The 15,628-nt window shown below is 71.5% G+C and carries 16 protein-coding genes; 5 read left to right on the top strand and 11 right to left on the bottom strand.

The features are described from left to right. Window position 1: 1 nt before the first annotated feature. Window positions 2-781, bottom strand: a complete 780-nt coding sequence (locus tag ABEB17_RS00875; protein ID WP_345714662.1) for a fumarylacetoacetate hydrolase family protein — start codon at window positions 779-781, stop codon at window positions 2-4. A 39-nt stretch (window positions 782-820) separates the two neighbouring features. Here ABEB17_RS00875 and ABEB17_RS00880 point away from each other — a divergent pair, with 39 nt between their 5' ends. From ABEB17_RS00880 to ABEB17_RS00890, 3 genes are all read left to right on the top strand, one after another. Further along, window positions 821-1,768 (top strand): 3-methyladenine DNA glycosylase, encoded by a 948-nt coding sequence (locus ABEB17_RS00880; protein WP_378227109.1) that lies wholly within the window; start codon window positions 821-823, stop codon window positions 1,766-1,768. A gap of 107 nt (window positions 1,769-1,875) precedes the next feature. Further along, complete coding sequence (arr, locus tag ABEB17_RS00885) at window positions 1,876-2,310, top strand: NAD(+)--rifampin ADP-ribosyltransferase (protein ID WP_345714663.1); 435 nt, start codon at window positions 1,876-1,878, stop codon at window positions 2,308-2,310. 96 nt (window positions 2,311-2,406) lie between these two features. Beyond that, on the top strand, window positions 2,407-2,760 hold the full coding sequence (locus tag ABEB17_RS00890; RefSeq protein WP_345714664.1) for a hypothetical protein: 354 nt from the start codon (window positions 2,407-2,409) through the stop codon (window positions 2,758-2,760). Here ABEB17_RS00890 and ABEB17_RS00895 read toward each other — a convergent pair. After that, window positions 2,757-3,143 (bottom strand): VOC family protein, encoded by a 387-nt coding sequence (locus tag ABEB17_RS00895; protein WP_345714665.1) that lies wholly within the window; start codon window positions 3,141-3,143, stop codon window positions 2,757-2,759. The two genes, ABEB17_RS00890 and ABEB17_RS00895, sit on opposite strands and share 4 nt — an antisense overlap. A gap of 81 nt (window positions 3,144-3,224) precedes the next feature. Between ABEB17_RS00895 and aroQ the strand changes: the two genes are divergently transcribed. Continuing rightward, window positions 3,225-3,653 (top strand): type II 3-dehydroquinate dehydratase, encoded by a 429-nt coding sequence (aroQ, locus tag ABEB17_RS00900; protein WP_345714666.1) that lies wholly within the window; start codon window positions 3,225-3,227, stop codon window positions 3,651-3,653. A 90-nt stretch (window positions 3,654-3,743) separates the two neighbouring features. Here aroQ and cimA read toward each other — a convergent pair whose 3' ends face one another. From cimA to ABEB17_RS00940, 8 genes are all read right to left on the bottom strand, one after another. Continuing rightward, entirely contained in the window at window positions 3,744-5,333 is a 1,590-nt protein-coding gene (cimA, locus tag ABEB17_RS00905) for a citramalate synthase (protein ID WP_345714667.1), read from the bottom strand. 176 nt (window positions 5,334-5,509) lie between these two features. Next, window positions 5,510-6,229: a gamma-glutamyl-gamma-aminobutyrate hydrolase family protein gene (locus tag ABEB17_RS00910; protein ID WP_345714668.1), complete on the bottom strand. Its 720-nt coding sequence runs from the start codon at window positions 6,227-6,229 to the stop codon at window positions 5,510-5,512. Between the two features lie 8 nt (window positions 6,230-6,237). After that, window positions 6,238-7,005 carry a 3-oxoacyl-ACP reductase gene (locus ABEB17_RS00915; protein WP_345714669.1) on the bottom strand — a complete coding sequence of 256 codons (768 nt, stop codon included), beginning with the start codon at window positions 7,003-7,005 and terminating at the stop codon, window positions 6,238-6,240. A gap of 18 nt (window positions 7,006-7,023) precedes the next feature. Continuing rightward, window positions 7,024-8,412, bottom strand: a complete 1,389-nt coding sequence (locus ABEB17_RS00920) for an aldehyde dehydrogenase family protein (protein ID WP_345714670.1) — start codon at window positions 8,410-8,412, stop codon at window positions 7,024-7,026. Between the two features lie 2 nt (window positions 8,413-8,414). Beyond that, window positions 8,415-9,770 (bottom strand): glutamine synthetase family protein, encoded by a 1,356-nt coding sequence (locus ABEB17_RS00925; RefSeq protein WP_345714672.1) that lies wholly within the window; start codon window positions 9,768-9,770, stop codon window positions 8,415-8,417. Window positions 9,771-9,792: 22 nt separating this feature from the next. Next, the gene (locus tag ABEB17_RS00930) at window positions 9,793-10,485 is read right to left on the bottom strand and encodes a FadR/GntR family transcriptional regulator (protein ID WP_425551677.1); all 693 of its coding nucleotides are present in this window, start codon (window positions 10,483-10,485) and stop codon (window positions 9,793-9,795) included. A 68-nt stretch (window positions 10,486-10,553) separates the two neighbouring features. Beyond that, window positions 10,554-12,074: an amino acid permease gene (locus tag ABEB17_RS00935; protein WP_345714674.1), complete on the bottom strand. Its 1,521-nt coding sequence runs from the start codon at window positions 12,072-12,074 to the stop codon at window positions 10,554-10,556. Between the two features lie 123 nt (window positions 12,075-12,197). After that, window positions 12,198-13,286, bottom strand: coding sequence for a branched-chain amino acid aminotransferase (locus ABEB17_RS00940; protein WP_345714675.1), 1,089 nt, complete (start codon window positions 13,284-13,286; stop codon window positions 12,198-12,200). 138 nt (window positions 13,287-13,424) lie between these two features. Here ABEB17_RS00940 and ABEB17_RS00945 point away from each other — a divergent pair, with 138 nt between their 5' ends. After that, the gene (locus ABEB17_RS00945) at window positions 13,425-14,438 is read left to right on the top strand and encodes a GGDEF domain-containing protein (RefSeq protein WP_345714676.1); all 1,014 of its coding nucleotides are present in this window, start codon (window positions 13,425-13,427) and stop codon (window positions 14,436-14,438) included. A gap of 6 nt (window positions 14,439-14,444) precedes the next feature. Here the strand turns inward: ABEB17_RS00945 and ABEB17_RS00950 are convergent, their stop codons facing one another. Then, window positions 14,445-15,488: a 3-isopropylmalate dehydrogenase gene (locus ABEB17_RS00950; protein WP_345714677.1), complete on the bottom strand. Its 1,044-nt coding sequence runs from the start codon at window positions 15,486-15,488 to the stop codon at window positions 14,445-14,447. Window positions 15,489-15,628 lie beyond the last annotated feature (140 nt).

Consider the following 15,628-nt stretch of genomic DNA (forward strand, 5'->3'; position numbering starts at 1 on the left):
TTCAGTCGCGGGCGACGACCGGGTTGGACAGGGTCCCGATGCCCTCGATCTCGACCTCGACGCGCTGACCGGCCACGATCGGGCCGACACCGGCCGGCGTCCCGGTCAGGATGACGTCGCCGGGGAGCAGCGTGAAGGCGGCCGAGGCGTGCACGACCAGGGACGCGATGTCGTGCACCATCTGGCTGGTCCGGCCGTCCTGCACGGTCTCGCCGTCGCGGCGGGTGGTCAGCGCGAGGTCGCCGGCGGCCAGGTCGGTGACGATCCACGGGCCCAGCGGGCAGAACGTGTCGAAGCCCTTGGCCCGGGACCACTGGCCGTCGCTCTTCTGCAGGTCGCGGGCGGTGACGTCGTTCGCGCACGTGTAGCCGTAGATGACGTCCTGGACGCGCTCGAGCGGGACGTCCTTGCAGATCCGGCTGATCACGACCGCCAGCTCGCCCTCGTAGTGCACGTTCTGCGACTGCCGGGGCAGCACGATGGGGTCGCCCGGCCCGATCACCGACGTGTTGGGCTTGAGGAACATCAGCGGCTCGGCCGGTGCCTCGCCGCCCATCTCGGCCGCGTGGTCGGCGTAGTTCTTGCCGATGCCGATCACCTTGCTGCGCGGGATCACCGGCGCGAGCAGGCGGACGTCGTCCAGCCGGGTCCGGACGCCGGTGAACACGACAGGCTGGTGCAGCGGGTCCCCCTGGACCTCCAGCACGACCAGCTGGCCGTCGTCCTCCTCGACCACGCCGTAGGTGGGGTCCTCGCCGGTGGTGTATCTCGCGATGCGCACGTCAGCGAGGCTACCCGGCGACCTGCGTAGCCTGGAGCCGTGCCCTCGACCGCCCGGCTCCAGCCCGCCCAGCTCCCGGCCCTCCCGGAGCACGGGTGGCTCGCGGAGCAGGCCGCGCACCAGGCCCTGGTCGCGGAGTGGACGGCGCCCCGGCTCGATCGGGCGTCCCGCGGCGAGAAGCACCCGGTCGAGGACTTCCTGTTCACCTACTACTCGCTCCGGCCAGGTCAGCTCGCGCGCTGGCACCCGGGCGCCGGCGTCGTCCTGCTCGGCGACGCGGCGACCGAACGCCTGGACTGGCGCTGGTACGTCGAGCGCGACGTGCGGCTGGACGACGGGACGACGGCCCGCGGGGTCACGGTGGACGTCGAGGGGTTCCTCGCCGACCGCGGCGCGACGACCGACTTCGTGACGGCGCTGCTGTCGGCCACGGCGTCGCGGCCAGCCCAGCTGGGATGCTTCGGCCTGCACGAGTGGGCGATGGCCTACGGACTGGCCGAGGGTGAGCAGCGGCACGAGGACTGGCCGTTGCGGCTGGGCGCGGCCGGCACCGACGCGGTGGTCGAGGCCCACCCGGTGCGCTGCTCGCACTTCGACGCGTTCCGCTTCTTCACACCATCGGCGCGGCCACTGAACTCGTTGCAGCCCAGCCGCGCTGACCAGATCATGCTCGAGCAGCCGGGCTGCCTGCACGCCACCATGGACCTCTACAAGTGGACCAGCAAGCTCCTGCCGGCCATGCCGTCGTCACTGGTCGCAGCCGGCTTCGCATTGGCACGTGACGCCAGGGAGGTGGACATGCGCGCATCGCCGTACGACCTGCGGCAGCTCGGTCTAGAGCCCATCCGGATCGAGGAGCCTGCGGGGCGGGTCGAGTACGTCCAGGCCCAGCGAGCGCTCGCGGACCGCGGGCGGGTCCTGCGCGCCGACGTGCTCGACGCCTGCCGCTCGTTGACGCGAGGCGACCGGACCGGTTCCGCCCTCTGACAGTCCCCCGAACACCGGTCGCCGCGACGGCCTGCCAGCTCAGTCGTTGATGGCCGAGCGGGTCAGCCCAGCCGTGGCGGACTTCCCGGGGAACTACAGTCCGGTGGATGAGCGGCGTGAGGGAGCCCGTGCCCTTCGAGGCCTACGAGGCTGGTGGTTACCTGCACGGCACGAAGGCGGACCTCGCGGTCGGCGCGATGCTGGTGCCCGGCCGTGAGTCGAACTTCGAGGTCGGCCGGGTGATGAACTACGTGTACTTCACCAAGACCCTCGACGCCGCCACCTGGGGCGCCGAGCTCGCGGCCGGGGCAGGTCGCGGGCGCATCTACGTGGTGGAGCCGACCGGCGAGTTCGAGGACGACCCCAACGTCACGGACAAGAAGTTCCCCGGGAACCCGACTCAGTCCTTCCGCAGCCGCGAACCGCTGCGCGTGGTGGCCGAGCTCGTCGACTGGGTGGGTCACTCGGCTGAGAAGGTCCAGGCCATGCGGGACGGTCTCGATGCGTTGCAGCGGAAGGGCGCAGCGCGGATCGAGGACTGACGGCGGGCCGCCTCCTCGTCGCGCCGGGTCCTGGTCGCTGACCAGGAGCACGCGCTCGCCGGCACGCCGGGGCCCGTGAGGCGGCAGCATGGGCGCATGACTGAGGTGATGCGGACGTTCTGGCAGCTGATCGACGCGGCCGACTGGGTGGGGCTGCGCGCGCTGCTGGACGACGACTTCCGCGCCCGGTTCGCGCACACCGGCGAGGAGTTCGACGCGGACGGCTTCGTCCGGTTCAACGCTGACTACCCTGGCCGCTGGCGGGCCGAGGTCGTCGAGCTCGTCCGCGACGGGGACCGCGAGGTCACCCGCACGCGCGTCTTCGACGACAGCGAGGAGCACTGGGTCGCCTCGTTCGGCGAGAGCCGCGACGGGCGGCTGGTCGCGCTCGTCGAGGTCTGGGCCGATGGCACGTCGACGCCACCGGAGGGCAGCCGCGCGAGCTCCTAGCCGTCGGCCGGTTGGTTGAGGAACCAGCGGTGCCCGAACGGGTCGCGGATGACGGCGATCCGGCCGATGCCACCGTCCTCGGGGCCACGGTCGAGCAGCGCACCACCGTTGCTGGCCCGCTCGGCCAGTGCGTCCACGTCGGGCACGGTCAGGTGCAACGTGATCGCCGCGCCTCGGCCCGGCAAGGGGGCCTCGACGTTCAGCTCGGGGTGCGCGTCGCTCATCATCCAGCGAGCACCGTCGATCTCGAGCTCCACGTGCCCGATGCGCCCGTCCGGCATCACGATCGGCTCGTAGGTGACCACGGCACCCAGGTGCTCGACGTACCAGTCGATCGCCCGGGGCGCGTCGTCCACGGCGATGTACGGGGTCAGTTCCGACATGCCTCCACCATGGCCGTGGACGCCGCCCCGCGCAATCCAGGGTCAGCGGTGCCCGCGATCTCTGCACGCTAGGCTCGCCGGGTGCAGATCCTGGTGCTCAACGGTCCCAACCTCGGTCGGCTCGGCACCCGCGAGCCGGCCGTCTACGGCACCACGACGTACGAGCAGCTGGTCACGCTGTGCGAGCAGGCCGGCGAGGCGGTCCGGGCCGAGGTCGAGGTGCGCCAGACCGACGCTGAGCACGAGATGCTCGGCTGGCTGCATGAGGCCGCCGACTCGGGTGCCGCCGTGGTGCTCAACCCCGGGGGCTGGACGCACACCTCCGTCGCCCTTCGGGATGCGTGCGCCGGGCTGACCGGGCCGATGGTCGAGGTGCACATCAGCAACGTGCACGCCCGCGAGGAGTTCCGCCGGCACTCGTACGTCTCACCCGTGGCCACGGCGGTCATCGCGGGGCTCGGCGTCGACGGCTACCCGGCCGCCATCCGCTGGCTCGCCGGCCGCGCCTGACCTCCCCGCCGCCCCGCACGTGTCCCGCTATCTGGGGCTACCGCGTGGGTTTGACCCCGGATGTCGGGACATCTGCGGGTGGGGAAGCGGTCAGCGGGGGGCGATGGCCTGGCGCATCAGGCCGTAGGAGATCGAGTCGACCAGCGCCTCCCAGGACGCCTCGACGATGTTCGCGGCCACGCCGACCGTCTCCCAGGACGACGACCCGTCGGAGGTCTCGATCAGCACCCGGGTCACGGCGTCCGACCCGTGCGCGGCGTCCAGGATGCGCACCCGGAAGTCGATGAGCTGCAGCTTGCGCAGCTCGGGGTAGGCCGGTGACAACGCCTCGCGCAGCGCGTGATCCAGGGCGTTGACCGGACCGTTGCCCTCCCCCGTCGCGACCACCCGGCGGCCTGCCGCGGTCACCTTCACGGTGGCCTCCGAGGTCGCCGTCGCGTCGCCGCGGGCGTCGGTGATGACCCGCCAGCTCTCGACGTCGAAGTAGCGCGCCCGCTCGCCGTCGACCTCGGCGCGCAGGAGCAGCTCGAACGAGGCGTCGGCGGCGTCGAACGTGTAGCCCTGCGCCTCCAACGCCTTGACCCTCTCGGTGACCCGGGCGAGCAGCTCGTCCTGGCCGGACAGGTCGTAGCCGAGCTCGCGTCCCTTGAGCTCGATGGACGCGCGGCCGGCCATCTCCGAGACCAGCGTGCGCATGTCGTTGCCGACCTGGGTGGGGTCGGTGTGCTGGTAGAGGTCCGGGTCGATCCGCAGCGCGCTGGCGTGCAGGCCGGCCTTGTGCGCGAACGCACTGGCCCCGACGTAGGGCTGGCGCGAGTAGGGAACGACGTTGGTGATCTCGCTGATCGCGTGCGCGATCCGGGTGGCTTCCTTGAGCCGCAACGGGTCCAGGACCGGCAGGCCCTGCTTGATCACCAGGTTCGCGACCACCGTCACGAGGTCCGCGTTGCCGGTCCGCTCGCCGTAGCCGTTCAGGGTGCCCTGCACGTGCGTGGCACCGGCCTCGACGGCGGCGAGGGAGTTGGCGACGGCGCAGCCGGTGTCGTTGTGGCAGTGGATCCCCAGCCGGGCACCGGACGTCGAGAGCACCTCGTGCACCGTGTCGGCGACCTGCGGGGGCAGCATCCCACCGTTGGTGTCGCAGAGGGTGATGACCTCGGCCCCGGCCTCGGCGGCGAGCCGCACCACCTCGAGCGCGTACTTCGGGTCGTCCTGGTAGCCGTCGAAGAAGTGCTCGGCGTCGAGCACCACGCGTCGACCCTCGCCGGCCAGGAACGAGACCGTGTCCCGGATCATCTCGAGGTTCTCGGCCGGCGTCGTGCGCAGCGCGTACTCGACGTGCCGCACGTGGCTCTTCGCGACCAGGGTCACCACCGGCGCCTGCGAGTCGAGCAATGCCCTGACCTGGGGGTCCGTCGCTGCTGTACCGCCCGGACGGCGGGTCGCGCCGAACGCGGCGAGCACGGCGTTGCGCAGCGAGAGCCGCTGCGCGGCGAGGGCGAAGAACTCGGTGTCCTTGGGGATCGCCCCGGGCCACCCACCCTCGATGAAGCCGACCCCCAGGTCATCCAGGTGCGCAGCGATCGCCAGCTTGTCGTGCACGGACAGCGCGAGCCCCTCCTGCTGGGCCCCGTCGCGCAGTGTCGTGTCGTAGACGTGGAAGTCGCTGCTGAGCGTCACGGTCGTCCTGCTCTCTCATGTGCGGTGCGTACCGAACCAGTCTGACAACGAAAAAGACCCCCCGGGCACGGGAGGTCTGGCGCGTCGTCGGACTCGAGCGTCCGGCGGCGCGCCTCACGTAATGATCCACCTGGTCGGCATAGCCCGGCCATCGTCGCACTCGTCCCACACCTTGACTACCCAATCTCGCCATCTGGACCGGCCGCCGTGACCAGGGCCCGGAACAGCCGCGGGTCCGAGCCCACCTCAGGGTGCCACTGGACGCCGATCCGCCACCGTGCGCCCGCTGCCTCGATACCTTCCAGCACACCGTCGTCCGCCCACGCCGTGGGCTCGTAGCCGGGATGGCTGGCGACGCCCTGGTGGTGGTACGTCGGCACCGTCAGCCGCTCCCCGAGCACAGTCCGCAGCCGCGAGCCGTCCGCCGTCCGGACGCCGTGCTCGCCGTACCGTCCCGGTGCCGGCGAGTGGTCGTCGTGTCCGAGCCGGTCCGGCAGGTGCTGCTCGAGCGCACCGCCGGCGGCGACCGCCATCACCTGCATGCCGCGGCAGATGCCCAGCAACGGCAGGTCCGCCTCGACCGCCGCCCGGACGAGCGCTACCTCGGCGTCGTCCCGGTCGGGGCGCGGTGGTTGCAGCACCGCGTGCGGCGGCTCGCCGTAGCGAGCCGGGTCCACATCGGCCCCGCCGGCCACGACCAGCGCGTCCAGGACGTCGACCAGCTCCCGCGCGGCGCCGTCCGCGAGGTCGCGCTCCGGGGGGACGAGGAGCACGCGAGCCCCGGCGGCCCGCAGGGCGTCGACGTAGGCCTGCGGCACCAGCACCGCCGGGACGTCGCGCCAGACCCCCCAGGACGCCGGCTCGGCGTAGCAGGTGAGTCCGACGAGCGGCCTCACGGTGGTCCTCACAACGGCGTCACGTACGCGCCGCTGATCCCGCCGTCCACCATGAACTGCGACGCGGTGATGAAGCTCGAGTCGTCGCTGGCCAGGAAGGCCACGGCGGCGGCCATCTCGTCGGGCTCGGCGAACCGGCCGAGCGGGATGTGCACCAGGCGCCGCGCGGCGCGCTCGGGATCCTTGGCGAACAGCTCCTGCAGCAGCGGGGTGTTCACCGGGCCCGGGCACAGCGCGTTGACCCGCACGCCCTGCCGGGCGAACTGCACCCCCAGCTCGCGGGACATCGACAGCACGCCGCCCTTGCTCGCGGTGTAGGAGATCTGCGAGGTGGCCGCCCCCATCACCGCCACGAACGACGCCGTGTTGATGATCGAGCCCTTGCCCTGCTCGAGCATGTAGGGCAGCGCGGCCTTGCAGCACAGGTACACCGACGTGAGGTTCACGTCCTGCACCCGGCGCCAGGCCTCGATCCCGGTGTCCAGGATCGAGTCGTCGTCCGGCGGCGAGATGCCCGCGTTGTTGAACGCGACGTCCACGCTGCCGTAGGTGTCCTTCGCGGCCCGGAACAGCGCGTCGACCTGGTCCGCGTCCGTGACGTCGCAGTGCCGGTAGAGGCCCTCGACCTCCTCCGCGACCTCGCGTCCCCGGGCATCGTCCAAGTCGCCGATGACCACCCGCGCGCCCTCCTGGGCGAACCGGCGCACCGTGGCCAGACCGATGCCGCTGCACCCGCCGGTGACCACGCAGACCCTCCCTGCCAACCGCCCTGCCATCGTCGTCCTCCCCATGCCTCAGTCGTTCGTCGCGATGAACACGTTCTTGACCTCGGTGAACGAGTCCAGGGCGTCCGGCCCCAGCTCGCGTCCCAGGCCGGACTGCTTGAAGCCACCGAACGGCGTGGAGTACCGCACGGACGAGTGCGAGTTCACCGAGAGGTTGCCGGCCTCGATGCCGCGGGCGACGCGCAGCGCCCGGCCCACGTCCCGGGTCCAGATCGACCCGGACAGCCCGTAGGCGGTGTCGTTGGCCATCGCGACCGCGTCACCATCGTCCTCGAACGGGAGCACCGCGACGACGGGCCCGAACACCTCCTCGCGCCACACGGCGTCCTGCACCGACCGCGGCTGGACGACTGTCGGCGGGTACCAGTAGCCCGCACCCTCCGGTGCCGATCCCCGGAAGAGGACGTCGACGGACTCGCTCGCGCCCTCGACGAACGAACGGACCCGCTCGCGCTGGCCGGCGCTGATCAGCGGACCCATCTCGGCGTCCTCGGACGACGGGTCCATCACCCGGACCCCGTGCACGGCGGTCTCGAACAGCGCCATGAACTGGTCGAACACGCTGCGCTGCACCAGGATCCGGCTGCGGGCGCAGCAGTCCTGGCCGGCGTTGTCGAACACCGCGTACGGCGCGGTCGCGGCGGCCCGCTCGAGGTCGGCGTCCGCGAACACGACGTTCGCGGACTTGCCGCCCAGCTCGAGGGTGACCCGCTTGACCTGGTCGGCAGCGCCGCGCATGATCCGCTGCCCGACGGCGGTGGAGCCGGTGAAGCAGACCTTGCGCACCAACGGGTTCGTGACGAACCGCTCCCCCACCACCGAGCCCTGGCCAGGCAGGATCGTGAGCACGTGCTCGGGCAGGCCGGCCTCGAGCGCGAGCTCGCCCAGCCGGATGGCAGTCAGCGGGGTCAGCTCGGCGGGCTTCAGGACGACGGCGTTGCCGGCCGCCAGCGCGGGCGCGAACCCCCAGCCGGCGATCGGCATCGGGAAGTTCCAGGGCACGATCACGCCGACGACGCCGAGCGGCTCCTTGAACGTGACGTCGAGGCCGTCGGCGACCGGGATCTGCCGTCCGAACAGCCGCTCCGGCGCCGCGCTGTAGTAGGCCAGCACGTCCCGGACGTTGCCCGCCTCCCAGCGCGCGTTGCCCAACGTGTGGCCCGCCCCGCGCACCTCGAGCCGGGCGAGCTCCTCGACGTGGGCGTCCACCACCTCGGCGAACCGGCGCAGCAGCCGGCCGCGGTCGGCTGGCGCCAGGCGCGCCCAGGTCCGCTGCGCCGCGGCCGCCGACTCGATCGCGCGGTCGGTCTGCTCGACGTCGACGAGGGCGACGGTCTCGACCAGGGCCTCGGTGGCCGGGTCCAGGACGTCGTGGCTGGTGTGCAGGGCCTGCGACATCGTCACAGCCTCTCGAACCCGCGGAAGCGCTCCCAGTCGGTCACCGCCGCGTCGAAGGCGGCGAGCTCGACGTCCGCCGCGTTGAGGTAGTGGTCGACGACGTCGTCGCCGAAGGCCGACCGGGCCACCGCAGAGGCGTCGAAGAGCTCGCGCGCAGCCCGCAGGGTGGAGGGCACCTTGGGCTTGTCCGAGGCGTAGGCGTTGCCCTCGAACGCCGGCTCCAGCTCGAGCCCGTTCTCGATGCCGTGCAGCCCGCCGGCCAGCATCGCAGCGGTGGCCAGGTACGGGTTGACGTCGCCGCCGGGGAGCCGGTTCTCCAGCCGCAGGCCGGCGCCGTGGCCGACGACGCGCAGCGAGCAGGTGCGGTTGTCCCGACCCCAGGCCGCGGTGGTCGGCGCGAACGAACCGGGCGCGAACCGCTTGTAGGAGTTGATGTTCGGCGCGTAGAAGAGCGTCAGCTCGGGCAGCGTCGCCAGCACCCCCGCGACGAACTGCTCGAACACCTCGGTCGGGCCGGAGCCCTCGTCGAACACGATGGCCCCGTCGGTGCCGCGCAGGCTCATGTGGATGTGGCACGAGTTGCCCTCGCGCTCGTCGAACTTGGCCATGAACGTCAAGGACTTGCCGTGCAGGGCCGCGATCTCCTTCGCGCCGGTCTTGTAGACGCTGTGGTTGTCGGAGGTGCGCAGCACGTCGTCGTACCGGAAGGCGATCTCGTGCTGGCCCAGGTTGCACTCCCCCTTGGCCGACTCGACGGTCAGCCCGGCGGCGTCCATGTTCCGGCGGATGTCGCGCAGCAGCGGCTCGACCCGGGTGCCGCCGAGGATCGAGTAGTCCACGTTGTACCGGTTGGCCGGCGTGAGGTTGCGGTACGCGCCGTCCCAGGCCTGCTCGTACGTCGTGTCGTAGACCATCAACTCCAGCTCAGTGCCCGCCAGTGCGGCGTAGCCGAGGTCGTCGGCCCGCTCGACCTGTCGCCGCAGCACCCGCCGCGGGGACTGCTCGACCGGACCGCCGTCGATCCAGGCCAGGTCGCACTGCACCATGGCCGAGCCCGGCACCCACGGCGTCAGGCGCAGGGTGGACATGTCCAGCACGAACTCCATGTCGCCGTAGCCGGTGCTCCAGGAGCTGATCGCGTAGCCGTCGACGGTGTTCATGTCGACATCCACGGCCAGCAGGTAGTTGCAGCCCTCGGTGCCGTGCTCGAGCACGGTGTCCAGGAAGAACGGCGCGTGGATCCGCTTGCCCTGCAGGCGTCCCTGCATGTCGGTGAACACCACGGCCACGGTGTCCACGTCGCCGTTGCTCACCCGCCGGCGCAGCTCGCCGATGGTCAGGGTCGGGGTGGGCGTCATGGTGCTCCTCTCGGGCGTTCGCTCAGGCCAGCAGACCACGCAGCAGCGCGGACGTCGCGTCGCAGTGCTGCTCCATGGCCAGCCTGGCACCCTGGGGGTCGCCGGACAGCACCGCGTCCACCACCGCACGGTGCTGGGCGTTGGAGTGGCCGATGTTGGTGGCCAGGACCGGGATGGCAGTGAGCATGTCGTGCACCATGGCCTGCACCTGGGTGACCGCCGCGACGAGCAGGTCCGAGCCCGACACGGTCGCCAGGGCAAGGTGCAGCCGCGAGTCCGCCTGCCGGTGCTCGGCCACGTCCGCCGCCTGCTCGACGGCAACCCGGCTGGCGACCAGCCACTGCCGCTGGTCGGCGCTCAGCTCGCGGGACGCGGCCAGCGCCGCGGCCCCGGGCTCGACCACCCGGCGGTAGTCCAGCGCGTCCCGGATCTGCGCGGAGTCCATGCCGCGCAACGCCTCGGGCGTGGACGCCGGGTCCGGGCCGCGGTAGATCACCACCGTGCCGCCGCCCCGACCGCGCCGGGTCTGCACCATGCCCGCGTCGCGCAGCGCGGCGATGGCCTCGCGCAGCGTCGAGCGGCTCACCCCGAGCGTCTCGGCGAGCTCGCGCTCGGGCGGCAGGTGCTGCCCGGGCGCGAACACCCCGAGCCGCACGCTGGTGGCCAGCTGCTCGACGGTCGCCTCGAACGCGTTACCGTCGCGCACCGGTCGCAGCACTGCTTGCGGCAACCGGTGCGCGGACGGCTCCGCGCCGACACCCCCTGTCCCCTGCCCGGCGGGTGTCACGACCCGAAGATCTCCGTGGCGGCCTTGGTGTCGTGCCCGCCCGGGACGTCCTTCATGAAGTGCTTGCGACCGCCGGCGAACCACGTGACCGTCGCGAAGACCAGGACGACGGCCACCGCCACGGGCGCGTAGTTGAAGCTGAGGCTGTTCACCGGTGACACGGGCGGCAGCATGAACAGGATCACGATGAAGCAGACCCAGACGACCGCGATCCAACCGATCGGCGCGCTCCACTTGCCGAGGCTCCACGGACCAGGCGCGAAGTCCGGGTTGCGGCGGCGCAGGAACACCGGCACGACGTAGGCGATGTACAGCCCGATGACCGCGATCGACGTGACGGCGAGGTACGCCACGACGCTGTGCAGGGCCGGCAGTGCCAGCACGATGGAGCAGGTCACGCACAGCCAGATCGAGTTCGTCGGCGTGCCGGTGCGCGGGTTGACCTTCGCCCACAGCCGCGAGCCCGGCAACGCGTTGTCCCGGCTGAACGCGAAGGACATCCGCGAGTTGGCCGTGACCGAGGCCATCCCGCAGAAGAACTGCGCGACCGCGCAGATCGCCAGCAGGAACTCACCGGTGTGCCGGCCGGCCGCGTCGATGAAGATCTGTGCCGGGGGCAGTCCGGTGGCGCTGGTGCGCGCGCCCTCGTAGCTCTGGATCGCTGCCGTGACGGCGACCAGCAGCACCCAGCCCGCCAGGATCGAGACCCAGACGCTGGACACCAGGCCCTTGGGCGCCGAGATCGAGGCTCCCCTGGTCTCCTCCGCCACGTGCGCCGAGGCGTCGTAGCCGGTGTAGGTGTACTGGGCCATCAGCAGGCCGATCAGGAACACGTAGATCGGTGCGCTCCACCCGGTGTGGTTCTCGTAGTGGGTGAACGTCCAGGACAGCGACTGGTGCTGGTCCGGCACGAAAACGAGCACGGCCACGATGATCGCGACACCGGCCAGGTGCCACCAGGCGCTGATGCTGCACAGCAGCTTGACCAGGTTCACACCGAAGGTGTTCAGCAGCCCGTGCAGCAGGATGATGACCACGAAGGCGACGAACGTGCTGTTGAGCGAGACACTCACCCCGAACACGAGGTTGAGCAGGGCCATCCAGGTCACCGCGGCGCCGTAGTCGATAGCGGCGGTGACGGCGACCTCGCCCATGAAGTTGAACCAGCCGACGTACCAGGCCCAGACAGCCTTGTTGTTCTTGGCCAGCCGCCCCGCCCAGTAGTACAGGCCGCCGGCGGTCGGGTAGACCGAGCACACCTCGGCCATCGCGAGCGCGACGCACAGCACAAACAGGCCGACGAGCGGCCAGCCGATGGTGATCGCGATCGGCCCCCCTGCGTTCATCGCGATCAGGTACGAGGTGATGCACCCGGCGAGCACCGAGATGATCGAGAACGAGACGGCGAAGTTCGAGAAGCCCGACATCCCCCGATGCAGCTCCTGCTTGTACCCCAGCTCGGCGAGCGCCCGCGAGTCGTCGTCCAGGCCGTCGTGGTCCAGCACGCTGTCAGCCATGTGCCCATCCCAAAGAACGGGGACCAGACCAGGGAGGGCCCAGTCACTAGAGCACTGGATCTTGCTCCTCGCACGACAGCGGCGTCAATGGTTTGCTCCCGGACCTTTGCAGGTCCGCACAGCTCAGACCAGGCGGTGCATCCAGCCGCGGTCGTCGGCGGACCGGCCGTACTGCAGGTCCAGCAGGGCGGCCCGCACCGACGCCGTCACCGGCCCGGTCTCGCCGCCGCCGATCACGGTCTCGCCGTCGGGCTCGGCCAGCAGGCCGACCGGGGTCACGACCGCGGCCGTCCCGCAGGCGAAGACCTCGCGGATCCGGCCGGACGCCGCACCCTCACGCCACTCGTCGATGGAGATCCGGCGCTCGTCCACCTTGTGTCCGGCGTCGTCCAGCAGGGTCAGGATCGAGTCCCGGGTGACGCCCTCGAGGATCGTGCCGGTCAGCTCCGGGGTGACCACGGTGCCGTCGTCCTGCACGAAGTAGAGGTTCATCCCGCCGAGCTCCTCGACCCACTTGCGCTCGACCGCGTCGAGGAAGCAGACCTGGTCGCAGCCGCGCTCGATGGCCTCGACCTGCGCCGCCAGGCTGGCCGCGTAGTTGCCGCCGCACTTCGCTGCGCCGGTGCCGCCGGGCGCCGAGCGGGTGTACTCGCTGGACAGCCAGATCCGCACCGGCTTGACCCCGCCGGCAAAGTAGGGACCGGCCGGGGACGCGATGACGCAGAACGTGATCTCGGCCGCCGGCCGCACGCCCAGGAACGCCTCGGAGGCGAACATGAACGGCCGCAGGTACAGGCTCGCCTCGCCGCCGGACGGCTCCGGCACCCAGTCGGCGTCCGCGGACACCAGCGACCGCACCGCCTCGAGGAAGTCCTCGGCGGGCAGCTCGGGCAGAGCCAGTCGGCGGGCCGAGCGCTGGAACCGGGCGGCGTTCTGATCGGGACGGAACGCCCAGATCGACCCGTCGGCGTGCCGGTAGGCCTTCATCCCCTCGAAGATCTCCTGCGCGTAGTGCAGCACCGCGGCGGAGGGGTCGAGCTGGATCGGGCCGTAGGGCTTGACCTGGGCGTCGTGCCAGCCGTCGGCCGGCGTCCAGGTCACCGTCACCATGTGGTCCGTGAAGTGCTTGCCGAAGCCAGGCGACGACAGGATCTGAGCACGCTCGGACTCTGGGCGCGGGCTCGTGGCGGGGGTCAAGGAGAACTCGAGCATGTTCGGACGCTACCGCACCCGCGAAGGGGGTGTGCAGGGCTCAAGACCCATCGTTGTCAGTCCGATAAGTGCCCTGTGGAGAACCACGATTCCGAGGGACGCAGCGTCGCGTCGAGCCGTTGGCTGTGCCGAACGGAGATGGAGCGTGCGCGCTTCGCGGACATGAACGAGCGGGTGGCCACGGCGCGCCGCGTCCAGGGCCTGGTGATCAGCCTGGTCATCCTCGTCGGCGCCCCCACCTACACCTGGGCCGTCGTCCCCGTCGTCCTGGCCGGGCTCCTCACGCTCCTCGTGCTCGAGCGGCTGCCCGAGCACCGGTTCGACCCGCCCCGGGTCTCGGTGGTCAGCATCGTCGTCCTCATGGTGCTCTTCGGAGCGGTTGCCATGCTCACCGGCGGGGCCATCAGCCCGTACCTGCCGTTCCTGAGCATCCCCACCCTGATGCTCGCGGCCCGGTTCCGGCTGCGGGTGGCGGTCTACGGCCTGATCTGCTCGTTCGGCATCGCCGCCGCCGCGGTCCTCGGTGCCGCCGCGTTGCCCGACGTTCCCGCCGCGCCCGCCTGGCTGAACCTGACCTGCTACGCCTCGCTGATGGTCGGTCTGGCCGCGCTCTCGCTGACCCTGCTCACCGCGGAGATGCAGTCCCGCGGCGACGCCGTGGTCGACCAGCTCACCGGACTGTTCAACCGCAAGGCGCTCGCCGGACGCTACGCCGAGGCCGCCGCCCAGGCCCGGGTGCTCGGTGCGCCGGTCTCCCTCGTGCTCTGCGACCTGGACCACTTCAAGCAGGTCAACGACCAGCACGGACACGACCGCGGCGACGTCGTCCTGCGGGAGGCCGCGTACCGGATGCGCAAGACCCTGCGGACGTTCGACCTGGTGTACCGGATCGGCGGCGAGGAGTTCCTCGTGCTGCTGCCGGGCGAGGACCTCGGCGCCGCAGCAACCGTGGCCGAACGACTCGTCGCCGACGTCTCCGCCAGCCCGCTGGGCGGCCTGGGCGTCACGATGTCCGCCGGGGTGTCGACGGCGCCGGAGGCGGACGCCGAGCTGGACGACCTGCTGAAGCGGGCGGACATCGCGCTGTACGCCGCCAAGGACGCCGGCCGCAACTGCGTGCGGCTCGCCGAGCGGCTGAACGTCCGGGTCTGAGACCCGCTAGCCGGCCACCAGGGCCGCCAGGGCCTCGCCCACCTCACGGGTCCCCCGCCGCTCGCCACTGCGGTTCGCCAGGTCCTTCGCCACAGCGTCCTGCACGCGACCGGCGTACGCCGGCTCGCCCAGGTGCTCGAGCAGCATCCCGACGGACAGCACGGTGGCGGTGGGGTCGGCCAGTCCCTGCCCCGCGATGTCGGGCGCGGAGCCGTGCACGGGCTCGAACATGCTCGGCGCCGTGCGGTCGGGGTTGACGTTGCCGCTCGCCGCCAGCCCGATCCCGCCGGTCACGGCTGCCGCGAGGTCGGTGATGATGTCGCCGAACAGGTTGTCGGTCACGACGACGTCGAACCGCGCCGGGTCGGTGACCAGGAAGATCGTCGCCGCGTCGACGTGCAGGTAGTCGGTGGCGACGTCCGGGAACTCCTCGCCCACCGTCTCGACGGTCCGTCGCCACAGGTGCCCGGCGTAGGTCAGCACGTTGTGCTTGTGCACCAGGGTCAGCTGGCGGCGCGGCCGGGCCTGCGCCCGGGCGAAGGCGTCCCGGACGACGCGCTCGACGCCGAACGCCGTGTTGACGCTCACCTCGGTCGCGACCTCGTGCGGCGTGCCGACCCGCAGCGCGCCGCCGTTGCCCGTGTACGGGCCCTCGGTGCCCTCCCGGACGACGACGAAGTCGATCTCGCCCGGATCGGCCAGCGGCGTCACGGCGCCCGGGAAGAGCCGGCTGGGGCGCAGGTTCACGTACTGGTCGAGCTCGAACCGCAGCCGTAGCAGCAGCCCCCGCTCGAGCACGCCGCTGGGCACGCTGGGGTCGCCGATCGCGCCGAGCAGGATGGCGTCGTGCCCGCGGACCTCGTCCAGCACCGAGTCCGGCAGGGTCTCGCCGGTCGCCTGCCAGCGGCGGGCCCCCAGGTCGTAGTCGGTGCGCTCGAACGCCGGTCCGCCCGACCCGGTCACGGCGTCCAGCACGCGGAGCCCTTCGGCGACCACCTCGGGACCGATGCCGTCGCCGCCGATGACTGCCAGCGAGTACGTCGTCGTCATGGTCGGCAGGATATCGCGCGTCCCACGATGCGAACCATTTCATCTCACGAGGCGGAACGCCTCTGGTCGCCCCGAGACGACCCTGCCCCCGCCACCAGAGGGTGACGGGGGCAGGGTCGCTGTGCCGGGACGGTCAGCGC

This window comes from Angustibacter luteus (genome assembly GCF_039541115.1).
In the GTDB taxonomy this organism is placed as follows: Bacteria; Actinomycetota; Actinomycetes; order Actinomycetales; family Angustibacteraceae; genus Angustibacter; species Angustibacter luteus.

Bases quoted from the DNA above. Each gene is read 5' to 3' on its own strand.
- ABEB17_RS00915 (WP_345714669.1), bottom strand. From the start codon at position 7,005: ATGGCAGGGCGGTTGGCAGGGAGGGTCTGCGTGGTCACCGGCGGGTGC.
- ABEB17_RS00890 (WP_345714664.1), top strand. From the start codon at position 2,407: ATGACTGAGGTGATGCGGACGTTCTGGCAGCTGATCGACGCGGCCGAC.
- ABEB17_RS00940 (WP_345714675.1), bottom strand. From the start codon at position 13,286: ATGCTCGAGTTCTCCTTGACCCCCGCCACGAGCCCGCGCCCAGAGTCC.
- ABEB17_RS00945 (WP_345714676.1), top strand. From the start codon at position 13,425: ATGGAGCGTGCGCGCTTCGCGGACATGAACGAGCGGGTGGCCACGGCG.
- ABEB17_RS00950 (WP_345714677.1), bottom strand. From the start codon at position 15,488: ATGACGACGACGTACTCGCTGGCAGTCATCGGCGGCGACGGCATCGGT.
- ABEB17_RS00935 (WP_345714674.1), bottom strand. From the start codon at position 12,074: ATGGCTGACAGCGTGCTGGACCACGACGGCCTGGACGACGACTCGCGG.
- ABEB17_RS00895 (WP_345714665.1), bottom strand. From the start codon at position 3,143: ATGTCGGAACTGACCCCGTACATCGCCGTGGACGACGCGCCCCGGGCG.
- ABEB17_RS00925 (WP_345714672.1), bottom strand. From the start codon at position 9,770: ATGACGCCCACCCCGACCCTGACCATCGGCGAGCTGCGCCGGCGGGTG.
- arr (WP_345714663.1), top strand. From the start codon at position 1,876: ATGAGCGGCGTGAGGGAGCCCGTGCCCTTCGAGGCCTACGAGGCTGGT.
- ABEB17_RS00920 (WP_345714670.1), bottom strand. From the start codon at position 8,412: ATGTCGCAGGCCCTGCACACCAGCCACGACGTCCTGGACCCGGCCACC.